Annotated in this window: 14 protein-coding genes and 1 pseudogene; 3 read left to right on the plus strand and 12 right to left on the minus strand. The window is 34.6% G+C overall.

The annotated features are described in order from the left end of the window. Window positions 1-71: 71 nt before the first annotated feature. Window positions 72-1,163, minus strand: a complete 1,092-nt coding sequence (gene dinB / locus ACNH59_RS04870) for a DNA polymerase IV (protein WP_418264307.1) — start codon at window positions 1,161-1,163, stop codon at window positions 72-74. 346 nt (window positions 1,164-1,509) lie between these two features. Here dinB and ACNH59_RS04875 point away from each other — a divergent pair, with 346 nt between their 5' ends. Further along, entirely contained in the window at window positions 1,510-1,983 is a 474-nt protein-coding gene (locus ACNH59_RS04875) for a CYTH domain-containing protein (RefSeq protein ID WP_418264308.1), read from the plus strand. On the opposite strand, the gene ACNH59_RS04880 is transcribed toward ACNH59_RS04875, so the two are convergent. The 8 genes and pseudogenes from ACNH59_RS04880 to uvrC form a co-directional block, all read right to left on the minus strand. Continuing rightward, a complete protein-coding gene (locus ACNH59_RS04880; RefSeq protein ID WP_418264309.1) occupies window positions 1,980-2,450 on the minus strand; it encodes a septal ring lytic transglycosylase RlpA family protein in 471 nt (156 codons plus the stop codon). The genes ACNH59_RS04875 and ACNH59_RS04880 overlap by 4 nt on opposite strands. 83 nt (window positions 2,451-2,533) lie before the next feature. Continuing rightward, the gene (locus ACNH59_RS04885) at window positions 2,534-2,956 is read right to left on the minus strand and encodes a hypothetical protein (protein WP_418264310.1); all 423 of its coding nucleotides are present in this window, start codon (window positions 2,954-2,956) and stop codon (window positions 2,534-2,536) included. A 115-nt stretch (window positions 2,957-3,071) separates the two neighbouring features. Further along, window positions 3,072-4,716 (minus strand): annotated as a pseudogene (gene pgi / locus ACNH59_RS04890) (glucose-6-phosphate isomerase). A gap of 177 nt (window positions 4,717-4,893) precedes the next feature. Further along, window positions 4,894-6,117: a peptidoglycan DD-metalloendopeptidase family protein gene (locus ACNH59_RS04895; RefSeq protein ID WP_418264311.1), complete on the minus strand. Its 1,224-nt coding sequence runs from the start codon at window positions 6,115-6,117 to the stop codon at window positions 4,894-4,896. Window positions 6,118-6,147: 30 nt separating this feature from the next. Then, the gene (locus ACNH59_RS04900; RefSeq protein ID WP_418264312.1) at window positions 6,148-7,083 is read right to left on the minus strand and encodes a tryptophan 2,3-dioxygenase family protein; all 936 of its coding nucleotides are present in this window, start codon (window positions 7,081-7,083) and stop codon (window positions 6,148-6,150) included. Then, window positions 7,083-7,853: a DUF3108 domain-containing protein gene (locus tag ACNH59_RS04905; protein WP_418264313.1), complete on the minus strand. Its 771-nt coding sequence runs from the start codon at window positions 7,851-7,853 to the stop codon at window positions 7,083-7,085. Before ACNH59_RS04905 ends, ACNH59_RS04900 begins: the two co-directional genes overlap by 1 nt. A gap of 462 nt (window positions 7,854-8,315) precedes the next feature. Then, window positions 8,316-10,544, minus strand: a complete 2,229-nt coding sequence (locus ACNH59_RS04910; protein ID WP_418264314.1) for a patatin-like phospholipase family protein — start codon at window positions 10,542-10,544, stop codon at window positions 8,316-8,318. An 18-nt stretch (window positions 10,545-10,562) separates the two neighbouring features. Beyond that, window positions 10,563-12,374 (minus strand): excinuclease ABC subunit UvrC, encoded by a 1,812-nt coding sequence (uvrC, locus tag ACNH59_RS04915; RefSeq protein ID WP_418264315.1) that lies wholly within the window; start codon window positions 12,372-12,374, stop codon window positions 10,563-10,565. Between the two features lie 157 nt (window positions 12,375-12,531). Here uvrC and ACNH59_RS04920 point away from each other — a divergent pair, with 157 nt between their 5' ends. Continuing rightward, window positions 12,532-13,509 carry a succinylglutamate desuccinylase/aspartoacylase family protein gene (locus tag ACNH59_RS04920; protein WP_418264316.1) on the plus strand — a complete coding sequence of 326 codons (978 nt, stop codon included), beginning with the start codon at window positions 12,532-12,534 and terminating at the stop codon, window positions 13,507-13,509. Continuing rightward, window positions 13,496-14,077, plus strand: a complete 582-nt coding sequence (locus ACNH59_RS04925; protein WP_418264317.1) for a 5-formyltetrahydrofolate cyclo-ligase — start codon at window positions 13,496-13,498, stop codon at window positions 14,075-14,077. The genes ACNH59_RS04920 and ACNH59_RS04925 overlap by 14 nt, the downstream gene beginning before the upstream one ends. A gap of 99 nt (window positions 14,078-14,176) precedes the next feature. Here ACNH59_RS04925 and ACNH59_RS04930 read toward each other — a convergent pair whose 3' ends face one another. From ACNH59_RS04930 to ileS, 3 genes are all read right to left on the minus strand, one after another. Further along, window positions 14,177-14,782, minus strand: a complete 606-nt coding sequence (locus tag ACNH59_RS04930; RefSeq protein ID WP_418264318.1) for a lipoprotein signal peptidase — start codon at window positions 14,780-14,782, stop codon at window positions 14,177-14,179. Window positions 14,783-14,867: 85 nt separating this feature from the next. Next, entirely contained in the window at window positions 14,868-15,248 is a 381-nt protein-coding gene (locus tag ACNH59_RS04935; RefSeq protein WP_418264319.1) for a TraR/DksA family transcriptional regulator, read from the minus strand. Window positions 15,249-15,255: 7 nt separating this feature from the next. Further along, complete coding sequence (gene ileS / locus ACNH59_RS04940) at window positions 15,256-18,657, minus strand: isoleucine--tRNA ligase (RefSeq protein WP_418264320.1); 3,402 nt, start codon at window positions 18,655-18,657, stop codon at window positions 15,256-15,258. Between the last annotated feature and the right edge of the window lie 71 nt (window positions 18,658-18,728).

An 18,728-nucleotide genomic window follows, 5' to 3' on the forward strand; every position in this document is an offset into this window, starting at 1 on the left:
AGAAAACTATCTAAACGGTGAATCTCCTAAATTAAATTGGTTTAAATCCTTCTACAAAGAGGGATTTTTTTTTAGAATTTAAATTTCAACTGCACTGCCACAATCTCTTTCTTTTCTCTGTTTTCCGTATTGAGACTACTCATCGAAATCCCTAATAAACGAACGGAATCTTTCATCCGTTCTTGGTATAAAAGTTCCTCTACAGTTTCCATAATTAAACCTTTGTCAGCAATGAAATAAGGCAAAGTTTTAGAACGGGTTTGTTGCGTAAAATCACTGTATTTAATTTTAAGCGTAACTGTTTTTCCAGAAATATTGTTCTTTTTCAATCTACGTTCTAGTACAGCTGCAATATTCTGAAGCTGTTCTAACATAAAAATCTCAGATGAAAGATTAGTCTCAAAAGTATGTTCGGCGGCAACCGATTTTGAAATACGATTGGATTTCACAGCACTATTATGAATGCCACGAACCACTTTATAATAAAAACTACCCGATTTTCCGAAATGCTTTTCTAGAAATTCTAAGGATTTCAATTTCAAATCCAATCCTGTAAAAATTCCCAACTGATACATTTTCTCAGTCGTCACTTTACCTACACCGTAAAATTTCCGAATAGGTAAAACTTCTAAAAAAGCTTCTACTTCATCTGGATTGACCGTTTTTTGACCATTAGGTTTGTTGTAATCACTGGCAATTTTGGCAACAAATTTATTAATCGAAATTCCTGCAGAAGCCGTCAATCCTACCTCATTATAAATTCGGGTTCTGATTTCTTCCGCCAACAAACTCGCACTTGGATTTCCTTTTTTATTTTGAGTAACATCTAGGTAGGCTTCATCGAGTGAAAGCGGTTCTATTAAGTCTGTATAGTCTCTAAAAATGGCATGTATCTTCTTTGATATTTCCTTATACCGCTCAAAACGAGGACGAACGAAAATTAAGTTGGGACAATTTTTCTTTGCTAATGTACCACTGATTGCGGAACGAACACCAAATTTTCGGGCTTCATAACTGGCAGCGGCAACTACACCTCGGTTTTCTGAACCTCCAACAGCAATGGGTTTCCCTCTCAACTCAGGATTATCCAACTGTTCTACAGACGCAAAAAAAGCGTCCATATCAATATGTATAATCTTTCTGTTGTGAAGCGGTTGGTCCATAAAAACAAATTTAGTTAGGATTTGCTAATGACAAACACACCAATATTTTTTTTTAACTCGAATTACACAAATTAGCCCTAATTATAGGGATTATAAAGAATCAATTACACTAATTTTTTACAACTATTGTACAATTCGTGTAATTTTAAAGTATCTATATTCGTGCTATTTAGTGAAATTTGTTTCAATTTTAATATTTTACAACTCATGCATTTGCCCTGAGGATTTGCTTTGAGAGGTGTAATTGTTATTAAAATAATTTACTTTTGGAAACGAATTAGCCAAGATGGTAGCGGTAGCCCCGAAGGCTAAAAGCTGGAATAAGTTCCAAAACAAAGTACATATTATGATTGAAATAGAACGCAAATTTTTGGTTACTTCTGACCAATTCAAACAAGAGGCTTTTTCTCAAAAACGCATTAAACAAGGCTATTTGAGTTCTGTTCCAGAAAGAACCGTTAGAGTCAGAACAAAGGGAGATCGTGGATTTTTGACCATAAAAGGTGCGTCAAATGAAACCGGAATGTCACGTTACGAATGGGAAAAAGAAATTCCTATTGAAGAAGCAGAACAATTACTTTTATTATGCGAAAAGGGAATCATAGACAAAACCCGATTTGAAGTTAAATCTCAAGGTCATGTTTTTGAAATTGATGAATTTTATGGAGAAAATGAAGGTTTAATACTTGCAGAAATTGAACTTTTGAGCGAAAAAGAAACATTTGAAAAACCTAAATGGTTAGGACAAGAAGTAACTGGGAATGCAAAATATTACAATTCTTATTTGAGTCGTAATCCTTATAAAAATTGGAAGAACTAATCGATTACTTCTTCGATAGTAACTACCATTACACCTATGGCTTTATTTTTAGCAATTTCCATAAATCCCTTTCGAGTCAAATCAATTTCGCGTCCTCTAGAGAAAGGACCTCTATCATTCACTTCAACTATGATGGATTTACCGCTGGCTTGATTGGTTACTTTTAATTTAGTCCCAAATGGGAACTTCCTGTGCGCAGCAGTATAGCCATTATTATCAAACTTGACACCACTTGCAGTACGCTTGCCATTAAATTTATCGTGGTAATAGGATGCATTGGCATCTTTCTTATAAAACTTAAGTTTTAATTTGGGCTCTTGACGAACCGTATCCTTAACGGATTTTATGCTGTCTTTAGTAACGGTTGATTTTTGCAAAGAAGATTTTAATTTCTCAACAATGGAACTTTGACTGGTGGCTAGTCCAATAATAGCTATTAAAAAAAATAGTGTTATCGATTTTCTCATTTTGAATTTTTTGGTTGTAATCTAATTTGCAAAAACCATACCTAGTGTACAAAACTTCAAAAAAACGAAGTTTTCATACTAGTTTATAACCATAAGTTCCATGGTATCCTACTCAAAATAAGTAATAAACCTACACCATAAAAAATAGAAAAGGTTTTAAACTTAGATTCGCTAGTGATTAGTTTTTTATGTTTAGACCAACCAATCGTAATTAATGCAATACCAACTATGTTGATTAAAGGATGCTCAAGCGAAGTTAAACGCAACATCTCATCAGACATCTGTCCTAAAGAAGCAAAGCCAAAAGGAGAAACAAAATACAATATCAGTCCAATCAATAATTGTGTATGAACACCTATCAATCCAAAAAGAGCTATTTTTCGATCTCTAGGAGTGAATTCTTTTTTAGAAAACAAACCTGCGGCAGCATTTGCTACTGCAACTATTAACAAAAATAGAGCTATATAAGCCCATCCAGAATGAAATTCTTTAACGATATCGTACATAAATTATTATTTTTTTAAACAAATATAAACAAAAAAGTCATAAAAAAAAGCCCTAACACTGTATAAGCATTAAGGCTTTGGGGTTTTAACACCACTTTAACGAGTGGTGAAATTCTTATTTATTTTTCAAAAAGTAATTCAATAAAAAAGAGGTCGAACTATCATGACTTTTTACAGTTTTAGAATTGATTTCATCTAAAATAGAGTTAGCCAATTGTTTACCTAATTCAACTCCCCATTGGTCAAAACTGAAGATATTCCAGATGATTCCTTGAACGAAAATTTTATGTTCATACATAGCAATTAAGGAACCCAAAGATTTAGGAGACAATTTATTAATCAAAACCGTATTCGTTGGTTTGTTTCCTGTAAATACTTTGAAAGGCAAAAGATAAGCTGCTTGGTCGGCGGACAATCCTTGCTTGTCAAATTCAGACTGAACTTGAGCTTCGGTTTTTCCGTGTAAAAGCGCTTCTGTTTGTGCAAAGAAATTAGACATTAATTTATCATGATGATCTTCGTCTCCGTAAAGCGGCTTAACATACCCAATAAAATCAGATGGAATTAACTTTGTCCCTTGGTGAATCAATTGGAAAAATGCATGTTGTGAATTCGTTCCAGGCTCTCCCCAAATGATTGTTCCTGTTTGGTAATTCACTGGTTTTCCATCACGACCTACGCTTTTTCCGTTACTTTCCATAGTCCCTTGCTGTAAGTAAGGCGCAAGTTTTCCTAAATATTGAGTGTACGGAATTAAAGCTTCGCTTTCTGCCCCAAAGAAGTTATTATACCAAACGCTTAATAAGGCTAGAATTACGGGTGCATTTTGATCAAAATCAGTGTTTTTGAAATGCGCATCCATTTCGTTAGCACCTTCTAATAATTGTTCGTAATGGTCATATCCTACAGCCAAACTAATGGTCAAACCTACCGCACTCCACAAAGAAAAACGTCCTCCAACCCAGTCCCACATCGGGAAAACGTTATCAGGGTTGATTCCGAATTCAGTTACTTTTTGCATATTGGTAGAAACCGCAACGAAATGTTTAGCAACATCTTCTTGTGTAGCCGATTCTAAAAACCATTTTCTGATTGTTTCAGAGTTTGTTAAAGTTTCTTGAGTAGTAAACGTTTTAGAAACAATCACAAACAAGGTTGTTTCTGGATTTAATTTTTTGATGATTTCATTTACATGATCTCCATCAACATTGGAAACAAAATGTACGTTTAGTTGATTTTTATAGTACTGTAACGCCTCTACCACCATTGCAGGTCCAAGATCTGACCCTCCAATTCCAATATTTACTACGTCTGTAAAAGCTTTTCCAGTATATCCTTTGCGTTGACCTGAAACAACTTCATTAGTAAAATCTTTAATTTTAGCCTTTACTTCATACACTTCAGGAATAACATTTACTCCATTCACATGGATTACTTCGGTTGCTTTAGCTCTCAATGCCGTGTGAAGTACCGCTCTGTTTTCTGTTTTATTTATGATTTCACCACCAAAATAATCAGCAATCGCTTCTTTCAAACCGATTTCGTTTGCTAATTCTAATAACAAAGAAATTGTTTCTTGGTTGATGTTATTTTTAGAATAATCAATTAAGAAATCATTCCATTTAATATTGAATTTTTCAGTTCTCGAAGTGTCATCTTTGAACATTTCTTGCATCGAAATGTTTTGAATTGTTTCAAAATGTTTTTGAAGTTTGTTCCAAGCTTTCAGTTGTCGTTGGATTAATTGTTTGTAAAGCCATTTCTTTTTTAGTTCAAATTTTTAATGGTTGTAAAAATACTGAAAATCCTTTAAAACAATCATTGCTTTTACATTAAATAACATATTCAACCGGTAGGACAGCTATCTACAAATAAAAATGAGAATCAATGTCTTTCGACTGATTCTCATTTTTACAAATCAATATGTTTCCATTCATTTACAAATTCCCAATACTATCCAATTCCATTTTAAGCGGTTCAATAGTCTGTAGGTATTTGGTTTTATTACTTCCAGTCATTGGTTCGCCAGAAGGTAAGTTCAATCGCAATGCATCTACTTGCACACCGTTTTTCCAAAAGCGGTAACATACATGGGGCCCAGTAGCAAGACCTGTGCTTCCCACTTTACCAATCACCTGTCCTTGCGTCACTCTTTGTCCACGGCGTACTAAAATCTTCGACATGTGTAAGTATTGCGTTGAATAGGTTCCGTTGTGTTTTACTTTGACATAATTACCATTACCAGCGGTATAACCTGTTTGTTCTACAACTCCTGAAGCTGTCGTTGTAATGGGTGTTCCAGTGGGAGCAGCATAATCTGTCCCTTTATGCGCTTTCCATCTTTTTTGTACGGGATGGAATCTATTGGCTGAAAAACGGGATGAGATTCTACTAAATTTAATTGGTGTTTTCAAAAAGAAATTCTTCAACGTTTTACCGTCTTCGTCATAGAACTCGACTTTGCCTGACTCGCCTTCTTTGACAAATGGAAAGGCGTAATTAATTTTGCCTTTGTATTCAAAGAACATTCCTTTTAATTCATGAACACCATTGTATACAGAGTCATTTATAAAACGTTCCGTAAAAACTATACCAAAACGATCTCCCCTTTTCAATTTAAAAAAGTCAATAGTCCAAGAATATACTTTGGTAATTTGGCTCGCTAAACCTGTGTCAACACCAGCTTTATCCAATGTTTCAGACAAGGAGCCTTTTAGAACACCTCCTATAGCTTTTTTTCTAAGGGTAATAGGCCTGGTTTTTTTATGAGCTGTAATAATAGAATCTCTGAAATCAAAAATGTAGTAATTCAGTGCGTCAGGTTGGTAAATAAAAACCTCCAGTTTATTAGTTTTATTTTTCGAGCGAAGCATGGTGTATGCTTTATTTGGTCTGATTACTCTAACATCAAAAGTATCTTTTACACTTTGGACGATTTCATAAACCTTGCGATCACCTATATTTTGTTTTTGTATGATGGTTCCAAAAGTATCGCCCTTTTTCACTGTATCCTGTACTACATTAAAATCAGCATAGTTAAATCCAAAATCCGAATTTTCTAATTTAGTTTTTACTATTTTTTTTGGTATTACCTTTTTTTCTTCTTTATTACAAGAAAACAGTGTTGTTAATACGATGATAATGGATACTAGGTACTTCAAACTTTAATTTCTTTTTTTTTAATTTTTAATTTACTTTTCTTCTCCCCAATTTTTTAATTCTTCCTCAGACCATAACTCTGGAAAAAATATTCTTTTTTGGTGTTTCGGATGCATGTATTTTCTCCAGTCACTTCCTCCAGTAGCTTCTCCATCACCTTGTCCGCTTTGATCAATGTATTTTATAGCAACTTTTAAATGCTGCATAACCCACGTAATATTTACCGTGTAATCCAAATGGCGCATCGCCTCAATAATAGCCGAATTCTTTTGATCTTCAGCAGAAAGCTGTTTGAATTTTTGCCAAATATTACAGGTTTTATGGCTTTCCATAAACGTTAGAAAAGACGCTTTGTATTTCTTTTCAAAAGACTCTAATGTATACGATTTTTTCCCCGTTTGGTGATCTTTACCTGCTGCTTGCCAATATAATTTTTCGAAAACATCCTCCAAAGGAGTGCCTTTATCAATTTGTTTCCTGAATCTATAATCTACTAGGTTTATCAAATCAGTTGAAGAAAACTCAATCAAACGGTACTGAGCACTTTGAAATCCACTAGCAGGAGTCAGGGTGTTTCTAAATTTCATGTATTGCGCTACATCCATGCCATTTTCCATTATGCTAAATGAAGTAGTCAGCATGTCAAAATAACGACTTACTCTTGCTAGTCGTTCGGTAAAAAAAGGAGCTTGAATATTGGCTGTACTAGAGATTTGATCAATCTCCCAAAGAATCATTTTAAAAGTCAGTTCATTTACTTGATGATATAAAATGAAAACCATTTCATCAGGCAAAGTTGTTCTTTGAATTTGTAAATTTAACAATGCATCGGTATGCATATAATCCCAATAAGTAATGGGTTTTGACCAAAGCAAACCTTCTAGTTGTGTATCTGTCTTTTGGTCTATAGCTTCATATTTTAATTCTATATTTTTTAAAATAGCGCCCGTACTCTCATTAATGTTCATTACATTTTTATTTTAAATGGATTGCTCAATCCTTTAAACGAATCCAAATCTGCTTTTATGGAACCTACTGCTAAACTAGCTCTTATTCGAACAGGCAACCTATTGTCATCGTCTGATATCCAAACGGTTAAACTTTCTTGTTCCTTAAACACGCGTCCCGATTGAACCAGTGGTCGAAATACCATCGTTGAAATGACCCCAAATTTAGTGGTAATATCTTCACGACCTATATACTTTAACTTAAATTTTGTGGTTTCATCATCAAAAAACATATCTATCGCAATAGATTCACCAATTTTTAACTTGTCAATACTAGGATGATTTCTTAAGTAGTAAAAAGAAGATAATATATCTTGGGTATTATCAGGAACTACGAAAGTTTTTTCATTCCTATTTTTATAATCTTTTACGAGTATTTTATTAGAGGCTTGATTAAAAAAACCTTCTTGATTTTTGGTATAACCTCCCTCGTCAATTTTTCTAACAAAGCGATAAGGGCTTCCTGATTCTTTATCGATATAACTTTCGTACAAATCATCCACTTTAAAAAAAAAGCGAGACATCCCAGTTGTATAACCTTTACCGATAACGTGAAACACTTTTTTGTTATTAACTACAGCATCTTTAACCTCAAGAGTTGCGTATCCAGCATTTACAAAACCGTAATGTATTCTGAATTTAAACCATTCTCCTACGTCAAAAGCATCATCATTTCGGGAATCAAAACCAAAGCTGGTAATCAATATTAAGAAGAGTACTATTTTTTTCATATGTCGATATTTTTTACTTAATTATCAGTCATATGTAATTTACATATTGCAATTGGTTTTGAACGTCCAATTAAACTTTATGCTCATTTCATAACTTACTTTATCTTTTTATTGATTGGGAGTACAAAATTTGTTCCAAATATATTAAAACATAAAAACTCAGTCAAATTAATGACTGAGTTTTTATACTATTAACTAACCAAAAAACTATAAATTATGAAATTTATATCAAATAGGAAGGAAACCACCCCTTCCGTTTTGTGATTACAAAGTTAGCTAAGAACATTGAATTATTTGCATCAAAATACGTAATTCTAGTACGATTTATTAAGTTGATTCAGAAAAACGATTATTTTTTTACATATTATAAAAAAAGACCGTTTTTTATATTATCCTTATAATTATAACTTAATTGCTTTGCGATATAAAAAGGTGAAAAAAATACGATTTGATAGGTTTTCTTTAAAATAAAAACCCAATACTTATCCAAGAGAATCCTTTTGGGTTATCTGGCGACCAAGATCGCTTAAATTCAATTGGCCCGATTACTGTTTCTAATCCATAACCAAATGCATAACCTGAATATTTTGGAACTGAAATCCAGTCGTTTATATTTTTAAAGATCTTATTTCCCATATTGGCAAAATTAGCTGTAAAATTAAAGTGGTTGTTCTTATAAAACTCATAATCCAAACTTACCGTCGATTTTATATAACTATTCCCCCCAAGGCTTAAAAAATCATAACCGTAAAATGGCCTAAAATTATTAATCGGATTAAATCCATAACCACCCAAAACGAAGTTTAAAAAAGGCACACTTTTATCTCCCACTGCAAATCCTGCTTCATTTCTTATAGTCAGGGTAAAGTCATTGTAAAAAGTTAAGGCTCCTCCAAAATCTCCTTTCATAATAGTAAAAGGATTGAAAGCATTCGTATAATCTGACGAAAACAAATAAGTATTAAGATCCCCTGAAAAATACCAGCCTTTTTTAGGAAAATGCTTATCATCCAAAGTGTCATATTTAAGATAACCAAAAGCGCTAAAATAATTACTATTATCTATAACAGGGTTCACATTTGCTAGTGTTTCCGATTTTATTTTTAAATATTTCAATTCAAAACCACCTCCTAAAAGAAACCTTTGTAAAAACAGCGACTGAAAATAAACCTGATTCGTCACATCCGAAAAATCGACATTTGCTGTGTTGGCTCCCAAAAAAGCAAAATCTAAACTCCCCATGGTATTAGTCACATTTCGATTAAATTGATTGAACTGCGATTTAAACCCTACACTAAAATTGTATCCGTTTTCTATATAATAATCAAAATTATAACGGATATTATCCCCAAGTACAATATCTAATGATGCGATATCATTTTTAAAGAAACGTTTCTTTTGCGTCACGTTGACTAAAACAGCACTTTTAAATAATTCGTCATAATGCAAGCCGAATTTTAGGAAAGATTTTATGGGTTCCTCTTTTAAAACAAGGTTTAAATCATCTCCACCTTCTGGGTTTGGCGTCAAATAATAATAAATACTGCTAAAGTTATTGGTAGCATCTATGTTGTTTATTCCTTTTTCGAGTTGTTTATAGGTGATATTAGAACCAGCTTTGAAGCGTAATTTCCCTGTTATATACTCCTTTGTATAATTATTTAACTCATTACAATTAATTTCCCTAATCGTAAGCTGTTCTGATTTTAATTTCAAAGGTGGTTTTTTGTACACATTATTACTATCTACTAAAGAACGTATTTTTTCATAAACGGAAAAAGCGGCTTCTTCTCCTTTTTTAACGATCTCATCTCCCAAATCAAATGAAATCACACCATAATCTTTAATATCGGGTTTAATGTAAATATCCGTTTTTAACACATTCCTTTTCATCTTTTCAATAGAATGTAGGTTGGTAATTTGTACCAATATTCGAGTAGCGTCATTTAATGATGTTTTATCCAGTAAATCATTCTGCACATCTACCCCTATAATCACATCAGCCCCCAAAGCTTTTATCTCATCAATTGGATAGTTATTCGTTACCCCTCCATCAATCAACAACTCTTCATTTAATTCAATAGGAGAAAATAAAGATGGAAAAGCAGCACTGACAATCATGGCTTGCGCTAAATTCCCTTTATCTAAGACCACCTGTTTTCCTGTTTCAATATTTGATCCAATACATAAAAAAGGAGTTGGCAATTCATTAAAATCCCTAACATGCCTTACACCCCTTGTCAATTTGCTTAATAGATTAAAATTGTAAAGGCCTTTAGAAAGTGCTTCTGGAATTCCAATTCTAAATTTATCAAAAGGAAGTACTAAAGCGTAGAGTTCGTCATTTCTTTTTTCATAAAAATTCTTTGAAGCTCTCGGAATGTAATCACTCAATAATTCATCAAAATTGGTTGCCTTAAAAATGGAATCTAACTGAGCCGCATTATAACCCGTTGCATAGAGACCACCCACGATAGCTCCCATACTGGTTCCTCCTATATAATCTACTTTTACCCCTGCCTCTTCCAGTACTTTTAACACACCAATATGCGCAAAACCTTTCGCACCACCGCCACTCAGTACCAAACCTACTTTAGGTCTTTTTTGTTCTTGAGCCACGACTTGCAATCCAGCAAATAGTAGTAGAATGAAAATGATGTGTTTTCTAAAAAATAAAAGTGGGCTGTGCATAAATACTATTTCTAATGATTATGTAGGTTTCTGTTCCGTTCTTGCTTTGTAAAATTCGACAATTTTTTTGGCTTTCGATGCTCCAATTACGTCCGAAATTTCTTTTTCACTTACCAATTGCAATCTTTTAACACTTTTAAAGTGTTGAATCAAAGTAAGCATCGTTTTTTCGCCAATTCCTGGGATGGATTCTATCGATGAATTTAGCGCTTCTTTACTACGTCTGTCTCTATGATGTGTAATCCCAAAACGGTGTGCTTCATTTCGCAATTGCTGAATCACCTTTAAAGTCTCCGATTTCTTATCCAAGTATAAAGGAACTGAATCCCCAGGATAAAACAATTCTTCCAGTCTTTTGGCTATACCTATGATAGTGATTTTTCCTCGCAATTCTAAGGCGTCTAAACTTTTCAATGCGGATGACAGTTGTCCTTTTCCTCCATCAATTATAATTAGATTTGGCAAAGGTTGGTTTTCCTCTAGCAAACGTTTGTAGCGCCGGTAAACCACCTCTTCCATCGAAGCAAAATCATCGGGACCTTCTACTGTTTTAATATTAAAATGGCGGTAATCTTTTTTACTTGGTTTGCCGTCTTTAAAAACCACACAGGCCGAAACGGGATTCGTCCCTTGAATATTCGAATTATCAAAACACTCAATATGTCGAGGTTCTACTGGCAAACGCAAATCTTTTTGCATTTGTGCCATAATTCGATTGGTATGCCTATCAGGATCTACAATTTGCAATTGTTTTAACTGTTCTATTCTATAAAACTTTGCATTTCTAATGGATAAATCCAAAATCTGTTTTTTATCCCCCAACTGTGGCACCGTAACTTTGATGGCTTCTCCTAAGTCTACAGTAAAAGGAACAATCACCTCTTTGGACAATAATTTAAACCGATCTCTTAGTTCCACAATGGCTAACTCTAAAAGTTCTTCGTCTGTTTCATCTAATTTCTTTTTGATTTCCATCGTATGGGAACGAATAATAGCCCCATGTGAAATTTGTAAAAAATTCACATAAGCCGCTCCTTCATCTGAAACAATCGAAAACACATCAATATTGGTAATCTTTGGATTTACAATCGTAGAACGCGATTGGTAATTCTCCAAAACTTCAATCTTTTCTTTGATTTTTTGAGCCTCTTCAAATTGCATATTTTGAGCCAAATCCATCATCAATTTCTTGAAATCTTTCAAGCTATTCTTGAAATTTCCCTTCAAAATATTCCGAATAGCATCCACTTGTTTTTGGTAATTCTCTAGAGATTCATACCCTTCACATGGGCCTTTGCAATTCCCAATATGATATTCCAAACACAGCTTAAATTTACCTGATTCAATATTGGACGCACTCAAATCATAATTGCAATTTCGCAGCGGATACAGCTCTTTTATTAAATCCAGAATGGTATTCACAGTCTTAAAACTGGTGTAGGGACCAAAATATTCTGACCCATCTTTGACCATTCTTCTCGTTGAAAAAATCCTAGAAAACGGTTCTTTTTTGATACAAATCCAAGGATAACTTTTATCATCTTTCAAATTGATATTGTACCTTGGCTGCAGCGTCTTTATTAGATTGTTTTCTAACAAAAGTGCATCTGTCTCAGTAGGCACGACTATGTGTTTGATAGTTACAATCTTTTTAACCAAAACGTTGGTCTTGGCTCTATCATGAACTTTATTAAAGTAAGACGAAACCCTTTTTTTTAGGTTTTTAGCTTTTCCCACATATAAAATCTTCCCGTCTTTATCGTAGTATTGGTAAACACCCGGTCCATCGGGCAAGGTTTGTAATTGAAGTTCGAGACTAGGTTTTTGCATTATTTTTCTATTTCGCCAAATGGATTTTGCCCCTTTAATCGCTCCAATTTGCTTGTGAAAGCTGTGTCATTCTGGGCAAAAAAAGATGTTTCTTGTCGATTCCCTCAAAATTACGAATTTCAAATAATAATTTCTACATTTAGACTTTATTTAAAATATGAAAACCAACAAACCCCTGACGATTCTTGGAGAAATGATATTACCCGGCGAAAGCAAAACCATCGACATGGAAATTGCTAAAATGCACAATGCCGCCAAGTTAAAAATCCCAGTGATTATTCAACGTTCTAAAATTGATGGTCCAACGGTACTTTTTTCGGCTGGAATTCACGGAGACGAAATCAACGGTATCGAAATAGTGCGTCAAATTATTACTCAAAAAATAAACAAACCCAAACGGGGCACCATCATTTGCATTCCAATTATTAATATGTTCGGCTACATCAATATGTCTAGGCAATTTCCAGATGGACGTGATTTGAACCGTGTGTTCCCAGGTAGAAAAAAAGGCTCTCTCGCTAGTCGCTTTGCCTATCACATACTAACTGAAATTCTCCCTCATATAGATTACGCAGTCGATTTTCATGCAGGTGGCGCAAGTCGTTTCAACGCACCGCAAATTCGATTAATTCCAGACAACGAACAACTCAAAGAATTAGCCGATGTTTTCAATGCTCCATTTACCTTGTTCTCCAAAAACATTGCAGGTTCTTTCCGGAATTCAAGTCAAAAACTCAACGTGAAAATGTTACTGTTTGAAGGCGGAAAATCATTAGACATTAATGATGTTGTAGCACAATCTGGAATTGAAGGAGTCAAACGACTACTGTCGTTCTTGGGAATGTTAGACCCTAGACACTCTATTGAGTTCAAAGAAACAGAAAGCATTTATATTAAAAAATCCCTTTGGTTGCGTGCCAAATGTTCGGGCATTTTACACGACCACAATAAAATTGGACAATTTGTTCAAAAAGGTGAAGTACTTGCAACCATCACAGACCCTTTTGGCAAGTTTGAACGAAAAGTAAAAGCCCCTAATGACGGCTATATTATCAATGCCAATCACTCCCCTATAGTCTATCAAGGTGATGCGGTCTATCACATTTCCAAAAGTTTATACAATGAGCCAAAATAAAAAAACATTACGAGCCAAATACAAAGCACTTAGGCATAACCTAACCCTTACTCAAATGGAAGAAATGAGTCTCTCCATCGCTAACAAACTCATAGCATTTCCTATTTGGGACAAAACTTATTTTCACGTATTCCTTCCTATTGCTGAACTAAATGAAGTAGACACAGAGTTAATCCTACACTTACTTTCAGGCAAAGACAAAGAAATTGTAATATCCAAAGCCGATTTCAACACAAGAACAATGACCCATTATCTCTTAACCGACAACACCAAAATCAAAAAAAATGAATACAACATTCCAGAACCTGTTGACGGATTAGAAGTTCCTTCCTCCAAAATTGAAGTTGTTTTTGTACCACTTTTAGCTTTTGATAAAGCCGGAAATCGGGTGGGCTACGGCAAAGGGTTTTATGATAAATTCTTATCAGAATGCAAACCTGAAACTATCAAAATAGGTCTTTCCTTCTTCCCTCCTGAAGATTTGATTGAGGATGTTTTTGATAGCGATATAAAATTGGATTATTGTGTGACAACGGACACAATTTATGAGTTTAAAAAAAACACCTGATCAGACAGTTCTTGCATCACTTAATGCAACAATATTTATCAATAAAAAAACGGACAAAGTATTAACCTTGTCCGTTTTATATTTTTAGAAATTACTATTCTAGTACTCTTCTTTATGAAATGCTTTTTTATTGAAAACAATTAAGATTCCAACTCCAGTCGAGATTGCCACATCAGCAATATTGAAGATAGCGTTGAAGAACGTAAATTCTCTTCCGCCCCAAATAGGCAACCATTCGGGTAAAAATCCGTGCCAAAAAGGAAAATAAAACATATCTACTACTTTACCGTGAAAATATTTTCCATAGGGCTGTTCAGCAAAAATTGTAGCTAATTGTGAGTGGCTTTCGTCAAAGATAGCCCCATAAAAAACGGAATCGATGATATTACCTAATGCACCTGCAAAAATTAACGCAATTGCCACCACAAGATAATTTGAACTGTGTTTACGTTCTACAGAATCCCATAACCAATATCCTATTCCGCCTACAGCAAAAATTCTAAAAACCGTCAAAAACAATTTTCCGTATTCTCCTGGTATTCTTGTTCCCCAAGCCATTCCTTCGTTTTCAACAAATAGAATTTTGAACCAATTAAACACTTCGACTTCTTCTCCTAATATAAAATTAGTTTTTATATAAATTTTAGAAACCTGATCGACCATTAATATCAAGAAGATTAATAGGTACGCTTTTAATAGTGACATTTTATTAATTTTAAGTGCGTAAAAGTACTGATTTTATCAAAAAAAACGCTCCAGCTGGAGCGTTAATAATAAGGTAAGGATTTAATTAACGTTGTAAATTTTTAGCCTCGATACTCATGGTTGCATGAGGAACGATTTTCAATCTTTCTTTACCAATTAATTTCCCTGTTACTTTACATATTCCGTAGGTTTTATTTTCAACACGGAATAATGCGTTCTTTAAGTCACGTATAAACTTCTCTTGACGAATAGCCAATTGTGAATTTGCTTCTTTAGACATGGTTTCACTACCTTCTTCAAATGCTTTGAATGTTGGAGAGGTATCATCCGTTCCGTTATTCAAATCATTCATATAAGCACTTTTTATCAAATCTAAATCCGCCTGTGCCTTCTCTATTTTATTTAAAATAATCTCCTTGAACTCCGCTAAATCAGCGTCTGAGTATCGTGTAGCTTCCTCTGTCATAACCCAATTATTTAGTAATCGTTATTATTGTTTTTATATCATCAAACTCAATTTCTATGCCATTTGCCACTGCCGCTTCAAAAACCAAGTCTTCAGATAAAGTCTCAGACTTAATGTAATTCAAATTAGGCCCCACAGCCGCTTCTAATACAGCATTGTTTTGCAAATGAACTTTTATTTTATCAGTTACTTCAAATCCTGAATCTTTTCTAATATTCTGAATTCGGTTTACCAATTCTCTCGAAATCCCTTCATTCTTCAATTCAGGAGAAATTACAATGTCCAAGGCTACCGTAATTCCATTGGCGTTAGCCACTAACCATCCTTCAATATCTTGAGAGGTAATCTCTACATCTTCTAAGGTTAAAGTTACGTCATTTCCTGCAATTTCAATCACTAAGCTACCTTCACGCTCCAACTTATTAATTTCGTCACTTGAAAAACCTTGTATCTGCTTAGAAACCAATCCCATATCCTTCCCAAAGCGCGGTCCTAAAGCCTTAAAATTAGGTTTAATCTGCTTCACTAATATCCCAGAAGCATCGTCTAAAAGTTGGATTTCTTTAACGTTTACCTCCGCTTTTATCAACTCAGAAACCGCTTCAATTTCGCCCCTCTGACGCTCGTCAAGTACTGGAATCATTACCTTTTGCAAAGGTTGACGCACCTTAATCATTTCCTTTTTTCTAAGTGATAAAACCAATGATGAGATTGTCTGCGCTTTCTGCATTTTGCTCTCTAGTGATTTATCAACAAAGTTTTCAACGTATTCTGGAAATTTCGCCAAATGTACACTATCAAATTTTTCTGTCTCAGTAGCTGATGTTAAGTCTCTGTAAAGCTTATCCATGAAAAATGGCGCAATAGGAGCACTCAATTTACTTACCGTTAATAAACAAGTGTAAAGTGTCTGATAAGCAGCTATTTTATCCTGAGCATATTCTCCTTTCCAAAAACGACGACGACACAAACGTACGTACCAGTTACTTAGATTTTCTTGTACGAAATCCGAAATCGCACGAGCAGCTTTGGTTGGTTCGTAATCAGCATAGAAACTATCTACATCCTTTATCAAGGTATTTAACTCCGAGATAATCCATTGATCTATCTCAGGTCTTTCATTCATAGGAATATCGGCTTCTTCGTATTTAAAACCATCAATATTAGCATACAAACTAAAGAACGAATAGGTATTATAAAGTGTTCCAAAGAATTTTCGGCGTACCTCAGCAATTCCTTCGATATCAAATTTTAAGTTATCCCAAGGATTTGCATTCGATATCATGTACCAGCGAGTGGCATCAGGACCGTATTCAGCCAATGTTTCAAAAGGATCTACAGCATTCCCAAGACGTTTGGACATTTTTTGTCCGTTTTTATCTAGTACTAAACCATTCGAAACTACATTTTTATAGGCAATCTTGTCAAAAACCAAGGTTCCAATCGCGTGTAAGGTATAAAACCATCCACGTGTTTGATCTACTCCTTCGGCAATAAAGTTGGCTGGAAAATCTTGATTCCCATCTATTTTTTCTTTGTTTTCAAATGGGTAGTGCCATTGCGCATACGGCATCGCCCCAGAATCAAACCAAACGTCAATCAAATCAGCTTCGCGCTTCATGGGTTTACCAGAAGCAGAAACTAAAGTAATCGCATCGACAACATTTTTATGCAAGTCAATCAAATCATAATTGGATTCGGCCATGTTCCCAATTTCAAAACCTTTGAATGGATTCCCGGTTTGAACACCTGCTGCGATAGCTTTTTCAATTTCGTTATACAATTCTTCAACAGAACCAATCAAGATTTCCTCTTGTTTGTCTTCAGTTCTCCAAATTGGCAATGGAATTCCCCAATATCTAGAACGCGATAAATTCCAATCGTTCGCATTTTTCAACCAGTTCCCAAAACGACCTTCTCCAGTTGCTTTTGGTTTCCAATTAATTGTTTCATTCAAGTCGAACATACGGTCACGAACTTCTGTGATTTTGATAAACCAAGAGTCTAATGGATAATATAAGATTGGCTTGTCTGTTCTCCAACAATGTGGGTAACTGTGCACGTACTTCTCTACTTTGAAGGCTTTATTTTCTTCTTTTAAACGAATAGCAATCTCCACATCAACTGAACGTTCTGGAGCTTCGCCTTCGTTATAATATTCGTTTTTTACATATTTCCCAGCATACTCACCAGTATGTGAAGTAAATTTTCCTTGTAAATCAACTAATGGAACAGGAGTTCCATTTTCATCCAAAACTAACAATGGTGGCACTTCTGGAGTAGCTTCTTTGGCAACCTTAGCATCATCTGCTCCAAAAGTTGGTGCAGTATGTACGATTCCAGTTCCATCTTCAGTAGTAACGAAATCTCCTGAAATTACTCTAAAAGCATTTTCTGGATTTTGATACGGCAAAGCCAATGGTAATAACTGCTCATAGCGAATCCCAACTAAATCAACTCCTTTTGTTTCAGCGATAATCTGAAAAGGAATCTTCTTGTCTCCGGCTTTAAAATTTTCAAAATTTACAGTTTCTTCACTAGCAAAATATCCTTTTCCAAACTGCTTGCCAACTAAGTTTTTAGCCAAAACTACATTAATTGCTTCAAAAGTATATTGATTGAAGGTTTTTACCAGTACGTAGTCAATCTTTGGACCAACAGTCAAAGCGGTATTTGAAGGCAAGGTCCATGGAGTTGTTGTCCATGCTAAAAAGTGCACATCACCAAAACCTTGAAAAGCACTTGGTAATGTTTCTGCCAATGTTTTAAACTGAGCCACGATGGTAGTATCTGTTACATCACGGTATGAACCTGGTTGGTTTACTTCGTGTGATGACAATCCTGTTCCTGCTTTAGGAGAATAAGGCTGAATAGTGTAACCTTTGTACATCAAATCTTTGTTATAGATTTGTTTCAAAAGCCACCAAACACTCTCCATATATTTGGATTTGTAGGTAATGTACGGATTTTCCATATCTACCCAATAACCCATTTTTTCGGTAAGATCGTTCCAAACATCAGTATAACGCATTACGGTTTTTTTACAAGCTTCGTTGTATTCTGCTACCGTAATTTTAGTCCCGATATCTTCTTTGGTAATCCCTAATTCCTTTTCAGTACCTAATTCCACTGGCAAACCGTGCGTATCCCAACCTGCTTTACGTTTTACTTGGTATCCTTTTTGAGTTTTATATCTACAAAAAATATCTTTGATTGCACGTGCCATCACGTGGTGAATTCCTGGTAATCCATTTGCCGAAGGTGGCCCTTCAAAAAAAACGTAAGGTTCAGCACCTTCTCTAGTAGTGACACTTTTTTCAAATATGTTTTTTTCTTTCCAAAAATCAAGTACTTCTGACGCCACTGTTGGCAAGTCAAGTCCTTTGTATTCAGTAAATTTTGAGCTCATTTTGTCCTTTTCTTTAATCAATTTGCGAAAGTAGTGATTTATACTATATAGGCAAAAGCGAAACCATAAAA

The organism is Flavobacterium faecale (genome assembly GCF_048320115.1).
Classification (GTDB): Bacteria; Bacteroidota; Bacteroidia; order Flavobacteriales; family Flavobacteriaceae; genus Flavobacterium; species Flavobacterium faecale_A.